The sequence below is a fragment of the Streptomyces asoensis genome (assembly GCF_013085465.1).
Classification (GTDB): domain Bacteria; phylum Actinomycetota; class Actinomycetes; order Streptomycetales; family Streptomycetaceae; genus Streptomyces; species Streptomyces cacaoi_A.
In genome coordinates this window covers 1,555,417-1,570,443 of the sequence record NZ_CP049838.1, presented here as the reverse complement: position 1 = coordinate 1,570,443, position 15,027 = coordinate 1,555,417, and the positions used below count along the sequence as shown (strand labels likewise).

The 15,027-nt window shown below is 71.2% G+C and carries 11 protein-coding genes; 8 read left to right on the top strand and 3 right to left on the bottom strand.

From position 1 onward, the window contains the following. Nucleotides 1-32: 32 nt before the first annotated feature. On the top strand, nt 33-455 hold the full coding sequence (locus tag G9272_RS06950) for a secondary thiamine-phosphate synthase enzyme YjbQ (protein ID WP_171395711.1): 423 nt from the start codon (nt 33-35) through the stop codon (nt 453-455). Between the two features lie 433 nt (nt 456-888). Here the strand turns inward: G9272_RS06950 and G9272_RS06945 are convergent, their stop codons facing one another. After that, nucleotides 889-2,571 carry a PucR family transcriptional regulator gene (locus G9272_RS06945; protein ID WP_171395710.1) on the bottom strand — a complete coding sequence of 561 codons (1,683 nt, stop codon included), beginning with the start codon at nt 2,569-2,571 and terminating at the stop codon, nt 889-891. 225 nt (nt 2,572-2,796) lie between these two features. Between G9272_RS06945 and G9272_RS06940 the strand changes: the two genes are divergently transcribed. From G9272_RS06940 to G9272_RS06930, 3 genes are read left to right on the top strand one after another with little or no spacing between them, the layout of a single operon-like run. Then, the gene (locus G9272_RS06940) at nt 2,797-4,065 is read left to right on the top strand and encodes an aspartate aminotransferase family protein (RefSeq protein WP_171395709.1); all 1,269 of its coding nucleotides are present in this window, start codon (nt 2,797-2,799) and stop codon (nt 4,063-4,065) included. Next, on the top strand, nt 4,062-6,929 hold the full coding sequence (locus G9272_RS06935; protein WP_171395708.1) for an FAD-binding and (Fe-S)-binding domain-containing protein: 2,868 nt from the start codon (nt 4,062-4,064) through the stop codon (nt 6,927-6,929). Before G9272_RS06940 ends, G9272_RS06935 begins: the two co-directional genes overlap by 4 nt. Next, nucleotides 6,926-8,365 (top strand): NAD-dependent succinate-semialdehyde dehydrogenase, encoded by a 1,440-nt coding sequence (locus G9272_RS06930; RefSeq protein ID WP_171395707.1) that lies wholly within the window; start codon nt 6,926-6,928, stop codon nt 8,363-8,365. The genes G9272_RS06935 and G9272_RS06930 overlap by 4 nt, the downstream gene beginning before the upstream one ends. Before the next feature lie 164 nt (nt 8,366-8,529). Here G9272_RS06930 and G9272_RS06925 read toward each other — a convergent pair whose 3' ends face one another. Further along, nucleotides 8,530-9,273 carry an IclR family transcriptional regulator gene (locus G9272_RS06925; protein ID WP_171401889.1) on the bottom strand — a complete coding sequence of 248 codons (744 nt, stop codon included), beginning with the start codon at nt 9,271-9,273 and terminating at the stop codon, nt 8,530-8,532. 251 nt (nt 9,274-9,524) lie between these two features. Then, nucleotides 9,525-10,271: an IclR family transcriptional regulator gene (locus G9272_RS06920; RefSeq protein ID WP_171401888.1), complete on the bottom strand. Its 747-nt coding sequence runs from the start codon at nt 10,269-10,271 to the stop codon at nt 9,525-9,527. Nucleotides 10,272-10,552: 281 nt separating this feature from the next. On the opposite strand from G9272_RS06920, the gene solA reads away from it, so the two are divergent. From solA to G9272_RS06900, 4 genes are all read left to right on the top strand, one after another. Continuing rightward, nucleotides 10,553-11,689 (top strand): N-methyl-L-tryptophan oxidase, encoded by a 1,137-nt coding sequence (gene solA, locus G9272_RS06915; protein WP_171395706.1) that lies wholly within the window; start codon nt 10,553-10,555, stop codon nt 11,687-11,689. 5 nt (nt 11,690-11,694) lie between these two features. Continuing rightward, nucleotides 11,695-12,684 carry a succinylglutamate desuccinylase/aspartoacylase family protein gene (locus tag G9272_RS06910; RefSeq protein WP_253267745.1) on the top strand — a complete coding sequence of 330 codons (990 nt, stop codon included), beginning with the start codon at nt 11,695-11,697 and terminating at the stop codon, nt 12,682-12,684. Nucleotides 12,685-12,790: 106 nt separating this feature from the next. Next, nucleotides 12,791-13,894: an ABC transporter substrate-binding protein gene (locus G9272_RS06905; RefSeq protein WP_171395704.1), complete on the top strand. Its 1,104-nt coding sequence runs from the start codon at nt 12,791-12,793 to the stop codon at nt 13,892-13,894. Next, nucleotides 13,887-15,026, top strand: a complete 1,140-nt coding sequence (locus tag G9272_RS06900; protein WP_171395703.1) for an ABC transporter ATP-binding protein — start codon at nt 13,887-13,889, stop codon at nt 15,024-15,026. The genes G9272_RS06905 and G9272_RS06900 overlap by 8 nt, the downstream gene beginning before the upstream one ends. The last annotated feature ends 1 nt before the right edge of the window (nt 15,027 follow it).

Below are 15,027 nucleotides of genomic sequence, written 5' to 3'. Positions count from 1 at the left end.
GCGGAACCCGGCGTATGGGTCAGGATGGGGGCATGTCAGATGCGTTCACCACCCGAGTTCTGCACATCGCCTCAGGCTCCCGGGAGAGGGTCGTCGACCTCACCGGGGACTGCGAGGCGTTCCTGCGTGAGGTGGCCGTCGGCCGCGGCGGCCTTCTGAACGTCTTCGTCCCGCACGCCACGGCCGGGATCGCGATCATCGAGACGGGCGCCGGAAGCGACGACGACCTCCTGGCCGCCCTGCACACCCTGCTCCCCGCCGACGACCGCTGGCAGCACCGGCACGGCAGCCCCGGCCACGGTCGCGACCACGTCCTCCCGGCCCTCGTCCCGCCCCATGCGACCCTGCCGGTCGTGGACGGAAGGCTGGAGCTGGGCACGTGGCAGTCGGTGTGCCTGGTGGACACGAACATCTCCAATGTCAACCGTCAGGTTCGACTGAGCTTCCTGGGCTGACCGAGATCGCTCGAGGAGGTCCCGCCGCCGATTCTCCGTACTCTGCACGCTCGAACGGAGAGCAAGTCCGGCCGGGACGCGTTCGGAAGGCTCGGGTCTTCGCAGAGGTCCACCTCAGACATGTGTGCTGCTCCTCGGGGCGGTGCAGGAAGGTGACGTGAGCCGCTCGGCCGGTTTCGGCCGGGCGCCTCAGTGACGCTGTGCCTGTCCGTCCGGAACCCGCCCCCCTCGCTGACGGATGTTTGACGGGAAGCGCCGCAGCCATAACAGAACCCTGACGGCGGGCCGGTCAGGGCCGGACTGTCCGACCCGGACGAGCCCGCTTGACGATCCCAGTGGCGGTGGGGCTCATCGACTTCACCGCCCTGTCGCCGGGCCTGGGCCCCTGCTTGTGCCTTCTACCGCTACGCCTCGCTCACACACCCCGAGAGCCTCAAAGGCCGGGGCACGACCGAGGAACAGGCCCGACGCGCAAGACGTCCAGCGCTGTCAGGGCCACATGCAACGCGGTGCGCTGGTCGCCCGATTCGAGGTCGCAGTCGAGCAGGCGCTCGATGGTGCGCAGGCGTTGATAGAACGTCTCGCGGGAGAGGCCACCGCGGCGGGCGGCGCCGGTCTTGTTGCCGGCGGCGTCGAGGTAGTGGCGGAGGGTCGTCAGCAGGTCGGTGCCGTGTCGGGTGTCGTGATCGAGGAGACGGCCGAGTTGTTGTTCGGCGTATTCCTGGATCCGGGTGTCCTCGCGGAGCGCGTACAGCAGGCGGCGCAGGTCGACGTCGGAGAGTTCGTGGAAGGAGCGGCCCGGGGGGAGAGGCTGGTCGGGTGGGGTGGCCTCGGCCACGCGGGTTGCCTGGTGGAAGGAACGGGGGGCGTCGGTGAGGTCGTCGACCTCGGAGCCGACGCTCACGACCGCCTGCGGGGAAAGGTCGAGCGTGGCGCGGCTCAGCCGTTCGACCGCGGGCTGCCAGGGGTGCGAGGGGCTCAGGGCGAGCAGTACTCCCAGGCGGCCGGGGGCCAGTTCGCCGACGAGTGCCGGGATTCCCGTCGTGTGCAGGTCCTGGGACAGGCGGGTCTCGGCATTCGCTGCGCTGTCGTCTGCGGGGAGGTCCACCACGACCGTGAGGAAGTGGCTGTTCTCGGTGGGCAGGCCCAGTGAGGCCAGGCGGGCGTGGGCGTCTTCGGGGGAGCGGTGGCGCTGCTCGACGAGATCGCGAAGGGCGTTGCGATGCGCGGTGCGTTCCCAGGGTGTGGGGTGGATGAGGCGGGCGACCGTCAGGGCCATCGCCGTTCTCTCCAGGACGGTGATGTGCTCCGGCCCGAAGGCCGGTTCGGTGGAGGGGGCGGGCAGCATGGCCACGCGGCCCCAGCGTTCGCCCTGGTATTCGACCGGTGCCGTGAGCCAGCCCTCCGGGCCGCGTTGGCTCGTGCGGTCGCCGGGCGGGGTCGCTCGGGATCGTTGCTCCCAGCCGGTGAGTGCTTCCTCCAGGGTGGTGCCGGAGGGTTCGCAGATCAGTGCCTGGTGGACCAGGTTCTCCAGGACGACCGTGCGGCCGCTCATCTCGGCTGCCGCGCGCATGACGTCCTCCGGTCCGGCGCCGCGCAGCGTCAGTGTGGTGAACGCCTCGTGGACGCGTTGGGTGCGGCGCATCGCCTCGGCCTGGTTGCCGAGGATGAGGGCGTGGACGACCTGGGTGACCTCGAGGAAGTTGACGTCCTTGGCGAGGGTGATCAGGGGCAGCCCGCGGGCGCGGCAGGCGTTGACGAGGGCGTCGGGCGGACGGTGGTAGCGCCGTACGAGTTCGATGACCAGAGCCGCCGCCCCGATGCGGGCGAGTTCGTCGACGTAGCGCCTGATGCCCGCGGACTCCTCGGGCAGGGGCATGCCGGTGGTCAGGACGAGTTCGCCGCCCTTGAGGAAGGATGCGGGGTCGGTCAGCTCGGTGATGTGGACCCAGCGAACCGGCCGGTCGAGGCAGGTCACGCCGGTGACGACCTGGGGCTGTCCGGCGGCCAGGACGGGCAGGGCCAGGACGTCGCCGATGGTGAGGGCGCGGCCGGGCGCACTGCTGTCCGGGTCGCCCGTGTCCGGCGGTCGCGCCGTCGAGGGGCTGTCGTTCACTTTGTCTCCCTGAGTGCCCGGTCACTCTGACAAGCCTCGCTGACCTGCGCAAGAGGTGTTCCGCCGGGGGCGTACGGGGCCATGGGCACCGCATTTCAGGCCCGCGCCTGACAGAACGTCCGAACACCGTGCCCCCGCCGGACAGATCGCGCGTTGGCTCCCTGTGGGGCGGCGGAGATGCTCGGGAGACCGCACCAGTCCGACGACCCACGCCGGGAGACGAACATGACCGCACTGTCGCCGCACCTTCGTCAGGCCACTCCCGTGGTGGCGGCCCGGGGCGAGGGCGTCCACCTCTACGGCGAGGACGGCCGCCGCTACCTCGACTTCACCGCCGGTATCGGCGTCACCAGCACCGGACACTGCCACCCCAGGGTCGTGGCGGCGGCACAGGAGCAGGTGGGCACGCTGGTCCACGGGCAGTACACGACGGTCATGCACCAGCCACTGCGGCGGCTCGTCGACAAGCTCGGCGAGGTGCTGCCGACCGGCCTGGACAGCCTGTTCTTCACCAACTCCGGCAGTGAGGCCGTCGAGGCCGCGCTGCGGTTGGCCCGGCAGGCCACCGGCCGCCCCAACATCATCGTCTGCCATGGCGGATTCCACGGCCGCACCGTCGCCGCAGCCTCCATGACCACCTCCGGCACCCGCTTCCGCTCCGGCTTCTCGCCGCTGATGAGCGGTGTGGTCGTCACCCCGTTCCCGTCGGCCTACCGCTACGGCTGGGACGAGGAGACCGCGACCCGTTTCGCCCTTCAGGAGCTGGACTACACGCTCCAGACGATCTCGTCGCCCGCGGACACGGCCGCGATCATCGTCGAGCCGGTGCTCGGCGAGGGCGGGTACGTGCCCGCGACCCGCGCCTTTCTGGAGGGGCTGCGGGAGCGGGCCGACAGGCACGGCTTCCTGCTGATCCTGGACGAGGTGCAGACCGGCGTGGGCCGCACCGGCCGCTTCTGGGGACACGAGCACTTCGGGGTCACGCCGGACATCCTCGTCACCGCCAAGGGCCTGGCCAGCGGGTTCCCGCTGTCCGCCATCGCCGCCTCCGAGGAGCTGATGGCCAAGGCGTGGCCCGGTTCGCAGGGCGGTACGTACGGCGCGAACGCCGTCGCCTGTGCTGCCGCCTGCGCCACCCTCGACGTCGTACGTGACGAGAAGCTCGTCGAGAACGCCGAGGCGATGGGAGCGCGGCTGCGGCACGGCCTGGAGGCGGTCGCCCACCGGACGCCGGGCATCGGTGATGTGCGGGGGCTGGGGCTCATGCTGGCCACCGACTTCGTCACGGAGGACGGCAGTCCCGACCCCGAGACCGCCGCCCGTGTTCAGCGCGCCGCCGTCGACGAGGGCCTGCTCCTGCTGCTGTGCGGGGCCTGGAACCAGGTGGTGCGGATGATCCCGGCGCTGGTGATCGACGAGGCGGCGGTGGACGAGGGGCTCCAGGCGTGGGCGGCGGCGGTGGAGACCGGTACCTCAGGAGCGTCGGCACGATGAGCGACAGTGTGGCGCGGCTGACCGCGCGGCTGGCCGAGACGGCTCCGGGCCTGCGGGTGGAATCCGGCCCGGGCGCCCTCGGCCAGTACGCCTACGACGCCTCCAACTACCGCGTCCCCCCGCAGGCTGTGGCCTTCCCCCGCTCCACCGGCGACGTGGTCGCGGTGCTGCGGGCCTGCAAGGAGACGGGCGTCCCGGTCACCGCCCGCGGCGGCGGCACCAGCATGGCCGGCAACGCGGTCGGGCCGGGCGTCGTCCTGGACTTCTCCCGGTACATGAACCGGATCCTCGACATCGACGAGGTCGCCGGGACCGCTCGGGTCCAGGCCGGAGTCGTCCTCGACGCGCTGCGCGGCGCCACCGCCCTGCACGGGCTCACCTTCGGCCCCGACCCGTCGTCGCACAGCCGCTGCACCCTCGGCGGGATGATCGGCAACGACGCGTGCGGGAACCGGTCGGTGCGGCACGGGCGGACCAGCAGCCACATCGAGGCCCTGGAGATCGTGACGGCCGACGGCGTGCGGGCCGTGGCCGACCGCACCGGCCTGCATCCGGTCGACCCACGAGACGCCGACCACGTCGCCCGCCTCGAAGCGGACGTACGGCGCCTGATCGGCGACAACCTGGCGCCGATCAGGACCGAGCTGGGCCGCATCACCCGCCAGGTCTCCGGCTACCAGCTGCACCACCTGCTGCCCGAGCACGGCTTCGACATGGCCCGAGCCCTGGTCGGCACCGAGGGCTCCTGTGCGGTCGTCACCGCCGCGACGGTCCGCCTGGTGGCGACCGCACAGGCTTCGGCGCTGCTCACCCTCGGCTACGACGACGTCGTCGACGCGGCCGAGGACGTCCCGGAGATCCTGCTGTGGAATCCCACCGCCGTGGAGGGCATGGACGAGGCGATCGTCGCCACCATGCACGCCCGCCGCGGCCCCGACTCCGTCACCGGGCTGCCCGAAGGGCGTGCCTGGCTGTACGTCGAGCTCGACGGCGACGACGAGGCCACGGTGAACGCCCGTGCGGCCCAGCTCCTCGAGGTGCTCGAGGCGCAGGGCCGGACGACCGGCGGGCGGGTGGTCGAGGGCGCGGCCGAACGGCGCTCGCTGTGGCGGGTCCGCGAGGACGGGGCCGGCCTGGCCGCCCGCCTTGTCGACGGCGGGGAGTCCTGGCCCGGCTGGGAGGACTCGGCGGTCGCGCCCGAGAACCTCGCCGCCTACTTGCGGGACTTCCGCAAACTGCTGGCCACGCACGGCCTGACGGGCGTGATGTACGGGCACTTCGGCGCGGGCTGCGTCCACGTGCGCATCGACTTCGACCTCGCCACGGACGAGGGCCGCGCCGCCGCCCGTCGCTTCCTGCACGAGGCCGCCGCCCTGGTCGTCGCGCACGGCGGGACGCTGTCCGGCGAGCATGGCGACGGGCGGGCGCGCGGTGAGCTGCTGGAGGTCATGTACAGCCACCGGATGATCCGGGCGTTCGCCGCGTTCAAGGAGCTCTTCGATCCCGAGGGGCTGCTGAACCCGGGCGTCGTCGTGGCTCCGGCCCCGCTCGACGCCGATCTCGCGCTGCACCAGATCCGGCCCCTGGCGACGGAGTTCACCTTCCCGCACGACGAGGACGGCTTCGCGGGCGCGGCCCGTCGTTGCATCGGCGTCGGCCGATGTCGCAGCGACGTGGGCGGTGTGATGTGCCCCAGCTACCGGGCCACGGGAGAGGAGAACGACTCCACGCGGGGCCGGGCCCGTCTCCTCCAGGAGATGGTGCGCGGGGAGACCGTCCAGGACGGCTGGCGTTCGACGGAGGTCCGCGACGCCCTCGACCTGTGCCTGTCGTGCAAGGCGTGCTCCAGCGACTGCCCGGTCGGGGTCGACATGGCCACCTACAAGGCGGAGTTCCTGCACCAGCACTACAAAGGCAGGCTCAGACCCCGGTCCCATTACTCGCTGGGCTGGCTGCCCCTGACCTCCGCCCTCGCCGGATACGCCGCCCGACCCCTCAACGCCCTGCTGCGCGGACCGATCGGCACACTGCTCGCCCGCCTCGGAGGCGTCACCACGCAGCGCAGGATCCCCGCCTTCGCCTCCCGGCACACGCTGCGCAGGGTCCTGCGCAGCGCGAAGGCCGGCGAACCGGCGAAAGCCCTGCTCTTCGTCGACAGCTTCACCCGCGCCTTCCGTCCCGAGGTGGCGGGTGCCGCGAGCCGGGTCCTCGCCGACGCGGGAATCCCCTGTACGGCACAGGACGGCCTGTGCTGCGGTCTGACCTGGGTCAGCACCGGCCAGCTGTCAGTGGCCCGAAGGATCATGGCCCGTACGGTCGCCCACCTCGACAACGGCGACGAACGGCCCATCATCGTGGCCGAGCCCAGCTGCGCCGCCGCGCTCAAACGCGACGTGCCCGAGCTCCTCGGGACGGACGCCGCCCGTCGGGTCGCGGACCGCGTCCACACCTTCGCGGGCGCCCTGACCGACCTGGCCGCCCCGGACTGGAGCCGGGCCGAGCTGCCGGACAACGTCGTGTTGCAGACCCACTGCCACGAGTACGCCACCTTCAAGGGCCGCCGCCCCGCCGACCTGCTGCGCCGGCTGGGTGCGGGCAAGGTCGAGGAGGCCGAGGGCTGTTGCGGGCTCGCCGGGAACTTCGGCTTCGAGGCACAGCACTACGCCACCTCGATGGCCGTCGCCGACCTGGCGCTGAAGCCACGCCTCGACGGCATCGACCAGGACACGCCGACCGTCGTCGTCGCGGACGGTTTCAGCTGCGCCACCCAGATCGACCACCTCGCCGGTGACCGGGGCGTCCGCGCCCTGCATCTCGCGGAACTGCTCGACCCCGCCGCCGATCAACCAGGAGAGACGTCATGACCGACACACCCACGCAGTTGTTCATCGGCGGGTCCTGGGTGGCCGCCGCGGACGGCGCAACCATGCCGGTGGACGACCCGGCGACCGGTGAGATCATCGCCCATGTCGCCGACGCGGGCGCCAAGGACGCCCGGCTGGCGGAGGACGCGGCCGCCGAGGCGCAGGAGGAGTGGGCCCGTACGGCACCCCGTGTGCGCAGCGAGATCCTGCGCCGCGCCTACGAGATCATCATCGAGCGCACCGACGAACTCGCCCACCTGATGACGTCCGAGATGGGCAAGCCGCTGGCCGAGGCCAGGGGAGAGGTGGCGTACGCGGCGGAGTTCTTCCGCTGGTTCTCCGAGGAGGCCGTACGTATCGACGGCGGCGGAGGCGTCCTGCCTGACGGCCGCAACCGTATGCTGCTCTCCCGCCGCCCGGTCGGACCCTGTCTCCTCATCACCCCGTGGAACTTCCCGCTGGCCATGGGCACCCGCAAGATCGGCCCCGCCATCGCGGCGGGCTGCACGATGATCCTCAAGCCGGCCCCTCAGACCCCTCTCTCCAGCCTCGCCCTCGCCGCGATCCTCAAGGAGGCCGGGCTGCCCGACGGCGTGCTGAATGTCGTCACCACCTCCCGTGCGGGGGAGGTGTGCGAGCCGCTCCTGCGTGGCGGGAGGATTCGCAAGCTGTCCTTCACCGGCTCCACGCAGGTCGGACGGCTGCTGCTGGCCCAGTGCGCGGACAAGGTCGTTCGGAGCTCGATGGAGCTGGGCGGGAACGCGCCGTTCATCGTCTTCGAGGACGCCGACCTGGGAAAAGCCGTGGACGGCGCGATGCTCGCCAAGATGCGCAACATGGGCGAGGCGTGCACGGCCGCGAACCGCTTCTTCGTCCATCGGTCGGTGGCGGAGGAGTTCGGGCGGCAGCTCGCCGAGCGCATGGGCGGGCTCGTGGTGGGCCCCGGCACCCGGGACGGCGTCGACGTCGGCCCGCTGATCGATGCCACGGGCCGCGCGAAGGTCGAGGAGTTGGTGGCCGACGCGGTGGAGCGCGGTGCCCGGGTCCTCGTCGGCGGCCGTACGCCCGCAGGGCCGGGCTGCTTCTACCCGCCGACCGTGCTCACCGACGTGGATCCCGGCAGCCGCCTGATGGACACGGAGATCTTCGGTCCCGTCGCGGCGATCCTCACCTTCGACGACGAGAACGAGGTCGTCAGCCGTGCCAACGACACCCCCTGGGGCCTCGTCGGCTACGTCTTCACCGAGGGCCTCGACCGCGCCCTGCGCGTCAGTGAACGCCTGGAAGTGGGCATGGTCGGCCTGAACACCGGTCTCGTCTCCAATCCGGCCGCGCCGTTCGGCGGGGTCAAGCAGTCCGGGCTCGGCCGCGAGGGCGGCCGGGTCGGAATCGACGAGTTCCTTGAGTACCAGTACCTCGCGGTGCCCGTGCGATGACGGGGGTCATGCCCTGACTCCTCCGCTTCGCGCACCGCGACGGGCCGCCCCGTGCCCGGCCGAACTGTCCTCTGGCCGTGCACGGGGTGGCGGCCTGCCTTCGCCGTGGCGTGCTGTCGCTCGTCGGCGGAGAGAAAGGGCCGTCGTTCGGTCGGCGGCCGCCCTCAGCCCAGGTGGCGGGCGGTGATCTCCGCCGCGGTGTCGGTCACCAGGCGCCCCAGCTCGGCGAGCCGGTCGGGGTCGAAGCGTGAATCGGGCAGGGAGACGGCCACGGCGGCCAGCGGCACGCCGTCACCGTCCAGGACGGCGGCCGCGATGGCGCAGACACCCGGGCGGTACTGGTTGTGGTTGACGGCGTATCCGCGGTCTCTGACGCGCCGGAGCTCCGCGCGGAGTTCCACGGGGTCGGTGATGGTCTCCTCGCCGTAGCCCTCGAGTGTGCCCGCCGCGAACTCGTCGACTTCGTACTTCGGCAGGTGAGCGAGCACCGCGTGTCCGGTGGCGGTGGCGTGCAGGGGCGAGGTGTCGCCGATGGCGTGGAAGGTCCGTACGGGGTGGTCGCAGTCGACTCGGTCCACGACGACCATGCACTGGAGGGCGTCCGGCACGCACAGGTGGATGGTCTCGTTCAGCGCGTCGCGGAGCCGGACCATCGGCTCGCGGGCGGCGGCGAACAGGCTGGACCCCTGAAGGGCGGCAGGCCGTACCGCCAGCACCCGTGCGCCGATCTCCCAGCGGGTGGTGTCCCTGCGGTTGGCCCGCAGCCAGCCCGCCTCGTTGAGCGTCACCAGGGTCCGCTGCACGGTCGACTTGGGCAGCCCGAAGAGCTTCGTCAGTTCGCCCACGGTCACCGGCTGATGCTGCGCCACGGCCTCCAGGACACGCAGCGACCTGGTCACGCTCTTCATCTCCATCAGGGGCCCTCAGTTCTGCGGATTCGTCGTGCTCACCTCTTGACTCGCTCTCGGAGCCGCAGGGCATGATCGTGCCGGATTCTAGCATGGCGTTCCACAATATGGCACGCACTCCGGCGCCCGGCACTAGGCACTACCTGGCAGGCGCAGTGCCGGGCCTGCTGTGAAATGCGCCAAGGGTCGACTCCCGTGTGGGGGAATCGACCCTTGGCGATGCGGGGCTGATGCGGGCTGCCGCCGCGCACTCAGGTGCTCAGGCGGCGCCCCGTGATCTCCGCGGCCGTCTCGGCGACGAGGCGGCCCCACCCGGGCAGCTCGTCGCCGTCGTACCGTGAATCCGGCATGGAGATGGCCACCGTGGCCAGCGGCGTGCCGTCCTCGTCGAGGACGGGTGCGGCGATGGCGCAGACGCCCGGCCGGTACTGGTTGCGGTTGACCGCGTAACCGTCGGTGCGGATCCGGTGCAGTTCGACACGCAGTTCCTCGGGGTCGGCAGGTGTCGTCTCGCTGAAGCGCTCCAGGCCTTGCGAAATGAGCTCCTCGACGTCCCGCTTCGGCAGGTGGGCGAGAACGGCACGCCCGGTGGCGGTGGCGTGCAGGGGTGAGGTGTCCCCGATGGTGTGGAAGGTCCGTACGGGGTGGTCGCAGTCGACGCGGTCCACGACGACCATGCACTGGAGGGCGTCCGGCACGGACAGGTGGATGGTCTCGTTCACCTTGTCCCTCAGTCGCACCATGGGATCGCGGGCGGCGGCGAACAGGCTGGACCCCTGGAGGGCGGCGGGTCGTACCGCCAGGACGCGTGCGCCGATCTCCCAGCGGGTGGTGTCCCTGCGGTTGGCCCGCAGCCAGCCGGCCTCGGCCAGCGTGACCAGAGTGCGCTGCACGGTCGACTTGGGCAGCCCGAAGAGCTTCGTCAGCTCCCCGACCGTTACCGGCTGATGCTGTGCGACCGCCTCCAGGATGCGCAGCGATCTGGTGACGCTCTTCATTTCCATCCGATTTCCCCCTGTTAATCCTCGGAACTTCCGATGGACACCCTCTTGACTCCACTTCGAGCCACTGCCATTGTCTGTGCCAGATTCTAGCACAGCGTTCCACAATGTGGCACGGCTCGACGGAAGAACCCGAAGAAGTGAGCCGGAACTCCGAGCCCCGGACGGATGCGAGCAGTGGATCCCCCAAGGATCAGGCCCCCGCCCAAATCGCCTCGAATCGGCCAGCCTCGCGTCGGGGCCCAGCATGCGCCCCGGTGATACGAAAGGAAAGTCCTGTGTCAGCTGCCAGGAAGCGCGTCGCCGTCGTCGGCGTCGGAACGATGGGCAGCCAGGCCGCCTGGCGGCTGGCGGCCCGTGGAGCCGAGGTGGTCGGCTACGACCGCTTCGCCCCGGGCCACGACCGCAGCGCCGCCGGCGGAGAGACCCGCATCTTCCGCAGCGCCCACTTCGAGGACTCCCGCTACGTGCCGCTGCTCCAGCACGCCGACGCCCTCTGGGAGCGGCTCCAGCAGGAGACCGGCCGTGAGCTGCGCCGCCTGACCGGCTGCCTGCTGATGGGGCCGACCGGGCACCACCAGATGGCCACGGTCCTGGAGTCGATCGCGGAGCACGGCCTGGACCACGAGGTCCTCGACGTCGAGCTGCTGGCCAAGCGTTTCCCGCAGTTCCGCATCGAGGACGGCGACGCGGCCGTGCTCGACCGCCGCGCCGGCTTCATCCGCCCGGAGCTGACGATCCAGACCGCCGCCCGCCGCGCCGAGGAGCTGGGCGCCCGCATCCACCGCTACACCACCGTTCGCGACATCGTGCCCGTCGCGAACGGTGTCGAGATCCGCACCGACGCCGGCAGCGAGCACTTCGACACCGCCGTCGTCACCGTCGGCCCCTGGGTCAACGACCTGCTCCCCGAACTGCCCTGGGAGGTGGACATCCGCCGCCTCATCAGCGCCTGGTACGTGCCCACCACCGACGCCTGGTTCGGCGAGGAGCGCCCCGCCTTCATCCGCACGGCGCCCACCCACTGCTACGGCCTTCCCTCTCCGGACGGCGTCTCCGTCAAGCTCGGCCTCTCCCGCGCCCTGCACCGCCCGGTCGGCGACCCGAACCGGCTCGACCGGGAGGTGGCCCCGGAGGAGCTGGAGATCTTCACGGAGCTGATCGGGCGTCACATGCCGGACCTGAACCCCGATCCGACCCGGATCTCCGTCTACATGGAGGGCTACACCGAGAGCAGCCGTCCGCTGGTCGGGCCGCTGCCGGGCGCGGAGAACGTCGTCCTGCTCGCCGGGTTCTCCGGCCACGGCTTCAAGCTCTCGCCCGCTTTCGGCGACATCGCGGCCGACCTGGCGTTGGACGGCGCCTCGCCGCAGCCCGTCGACTTCATCACCACCCTCGACCGAGCAAAGGCGTGACGGCCATGACCAGCACCCTCGATGTCGGCGTCCTGCGCGCCGAGCCCGGGACCAAGACCCGCGGCACCGTCCCCGCCGACCTCGGCGCCCTCACCGTGGACATCCCGCTGACCCTGGTCAACGGCGCCCACCCCGGCCCCCGCGTCGTCATCACCGCGGGCGTGCACGGCGGCGAGTTCACCGGCGTCGACGCCGTCACCCGGCTCGCGGCGATGCTGGAGCCCGGCGAGGTGCACGGCCAGGTCGTCGTCTGCCCGGTCGCCAACCCACCGGCCGTGTACCAGGGTCGGCTCGGTGTCTCCCCGGTCGACGGTGTCAACATCAACCGCGTCTTCCCGGGTGACCCCGACGGCGGCCCCACCGAACGGCTCGCGGCCTGGCTGTTCGCGAACCTCCTCGACGGCGCCGACGCCTATGTAGACCTGCACTCCGGCGGCATCGACGAGGTCCTCACGGACTTCGTCGGCTACCGCCTCACCGGAGACCCCGCTCTGGACGCGAAGACGGCCGACATGGCCGGCGCCCTCGGTATCGAGGACGTCATCTTCGGCCTGAACGCCGACGGCGGAAACAGTCACGCGGCCGCCGCCCGCCGGGGCGTCCCGGCGATCCTCGTGGAGACCGGCCAACTCGGCGAACGCGACGCGGAGACCGCCCGCCGCCTCGTCGGCGGCCTGTACGGGGTGCTGAGCCGCCTCGGTGTCCTCGACACCCAGGCCCAGGACCCGGCGCCGGCCGTCCGGGAGTGGGTCTGGGCCGCAGGCGTCACCGCCGAGACCACCGGCCTCTGGTACCCGGAGTTCAGCGCCGCCGACGACGTGACGGAGGGCCAGGTCATCGGCCACGTCGTCGATCCGGCCGACGGCCAGGAGCACAAGGTCCACGCCCCGGCCACCGGCCGGATCTTCTACGGCATGCGCGGCCTGACCGTAGCCCCCGGCGCCGAACTGGCCGCCATCGCCGCCCCGGCTCCCCGGGACTCCGGCGACCACTGACCCCACCCCCCCAGCAAGTCCCCTCCCCGCACGACCAGAACGAGACCCCACCAGCACGCACCCCCACGCTCCCCTCGTCACGTACCGCACCACCAGGAGGCACCCGGTGAGAGACGTCCGGATAGACCGCAGAGGGTTTCTGCGCGGAGTCGGCGGCGTCGCCGCAGGCATCGCCACCGCCACATCGCTCAGCGCCTGTGGCACCGGCACCAGCCGGTCCGTCGGCAGCGGCGGCAAGAGCTCCAAGACCCTCGTCGTCCGCAACAGTGGCGGCTCCTACGGCGACGCCAACCAGCAGGCGATCTATGAGCCGTTCACCAAGGAGACCGGCATCCAGGTCAAGGTGGTGAACATCGAGTACGCCCAGATGCTCGCCCAGATCAAGCAGGGCCGCCCCCAGTTCGACGTGATCGACGACTCGATGGCCGACTTCGTGCTCTTCAAGCAGCAGGACGCCACCGAGGACCTCGACCACGACCGGCTGAAGAACTTCAAGGACTCCGGCATCGCCCAGACCCTGGTGACCTCCAACGCGGTCGGCAAGAACTACTGGGCCAGCGTGATGGCGTACCGAACGGACGCTTTTGGGGGGAAGAAACCTTCCTCCTGGGCCGACTTCTGGGACACCAAGACCTTCTCCGGCAACCGAGCCCTGCAAGCTCTGGACGCGGACCTGCCCGAGCTGGAGTTCGCCCTCCTCGCCGACGGCGTGGCGCTGGACAAGCTCTACCCGCTCGATGTGGACCGCGCCTTCAAGGTCCTCAGCGAGATCAAGCCCCACGTCCGCAAGTTCTGGGACACCGGTGCCCTGCCCGGCGTGCTGCTGGGCCGCAAGGAGGTCGACGCCTCCAGTGTGTGGCACGGCCGTCTGGACGCCCTGATCAAGGGCGGCGCCCCGCTCGCCTACCAGTGGAACGGCGCCCGTCGGCAGAGCAACGCCCTGGGCATCCCCAAGGGCGCCGCCAACCTCGACGCCGCCTATCAGCTCATCGACTTCGCGCTGCGGCCCGAGGTGCAGGCCGCCTACGCCGAGATCTACCCGATGGCCCCGTCGGTGCCCGCGGCCTACAAGAAGCTCTCCACCACCACGGCCGCCAACCTGGCCAGCTCGCCCGAGCACCTGGAGTCCGGCTTCGACCTCGACGTCGAGTGGTGGATCAAGAACCAGGACGCCGTGTCCAAGCGCTGGCAGGAGTGGACGCATGCCTGAGACCGACGTGATGCCCGAGCTGTCCCTGGCCTCCACGGCCGGCCTGACCGGTTCCGGCAAGCCCCTGTCCGTGACACGGCTTCGGAAGACGTACGGGGGAGTGACGGCCGTCGACGAGGTCTCCATGGAGATCGCGGCCGGCGAGTTCGTCACCTTCCTGGGGTCATCCGGCTCCGGCAAGACCACCACCCTGATGATGATCGCCGGGTTCTGCGAGCCCGACTCCGGCAGCATCGTCGTCGGCGGCAACGACGTGACCCGCCTCGCCCCGCAGAAGCGCGGCCTGGGCTTCGTCTTCCAGCAGTACCTGCTGTTCCCGCACATGACGGTCTGGGAGAACGTCGCCTTCCCGCTGCAACTGCGGGGTGTGTCCAAGGCGGAACAGCGCCGCCGGGTCGGCGAGACGCTGGAGATGGCGGGACTGTCCGCCATGGCCCGCCGTCGCCCCCGCGAGCTGTCCGGCGGTCAGCAGCAGCGTGTCGCGCTCTGCCGGGCCCTGGTCTACCGCCCGCCGGTCATCCTCATGGACGAGCCGCTCGGCGCCCTCGACAAGAAACTGCGCGACCAGCTCCAGACCGAGATCAAGCGCATCCAGCAGGAACTCGGCCTGACCGTCATCTACGTGACGCACGACCAGGAAGAGGCCCTCGTCCTCTCCGACCGCATCGCGGTCATGCGGGACGGGCGGATCGACCAGTTCGACACCCCGCAGGAGCTCTTCGAGCGCCCCCGCACCCCGTTCGTCGCCGACTTCCTCGGCGCCGCCAACTTCCTTCCGGGTCGTCTGGAAGGGCAGACGGCGGACCACACGCTCGTACGGCTCGACACCGGCGGCCTGCTCAAGGCCCGCCCGCAGGCCGTCCCGGACGGCGCACGGGTGCGCGCGGCGGTCCAGCCCGGCCGGTTCGCCCTGTGCCCGCAGGGCGACGGGTTCTGTACGGGGACCGTCGAGACGGTCACCTACGTCGGCACCCTCGTACGCGTCACCGTCCGCCCCCTGGGAGGCGCGGCTACCGAACTCGTCCGGCTGGAACTGCCCGCCGGCCGTGCCCCCGCCCTCGGCGCACGCGTCGACCTCACCGCGGACCCCGCCAACGTCGGCGTCTTCCCCGACGCGGAACACGGGGGATGAC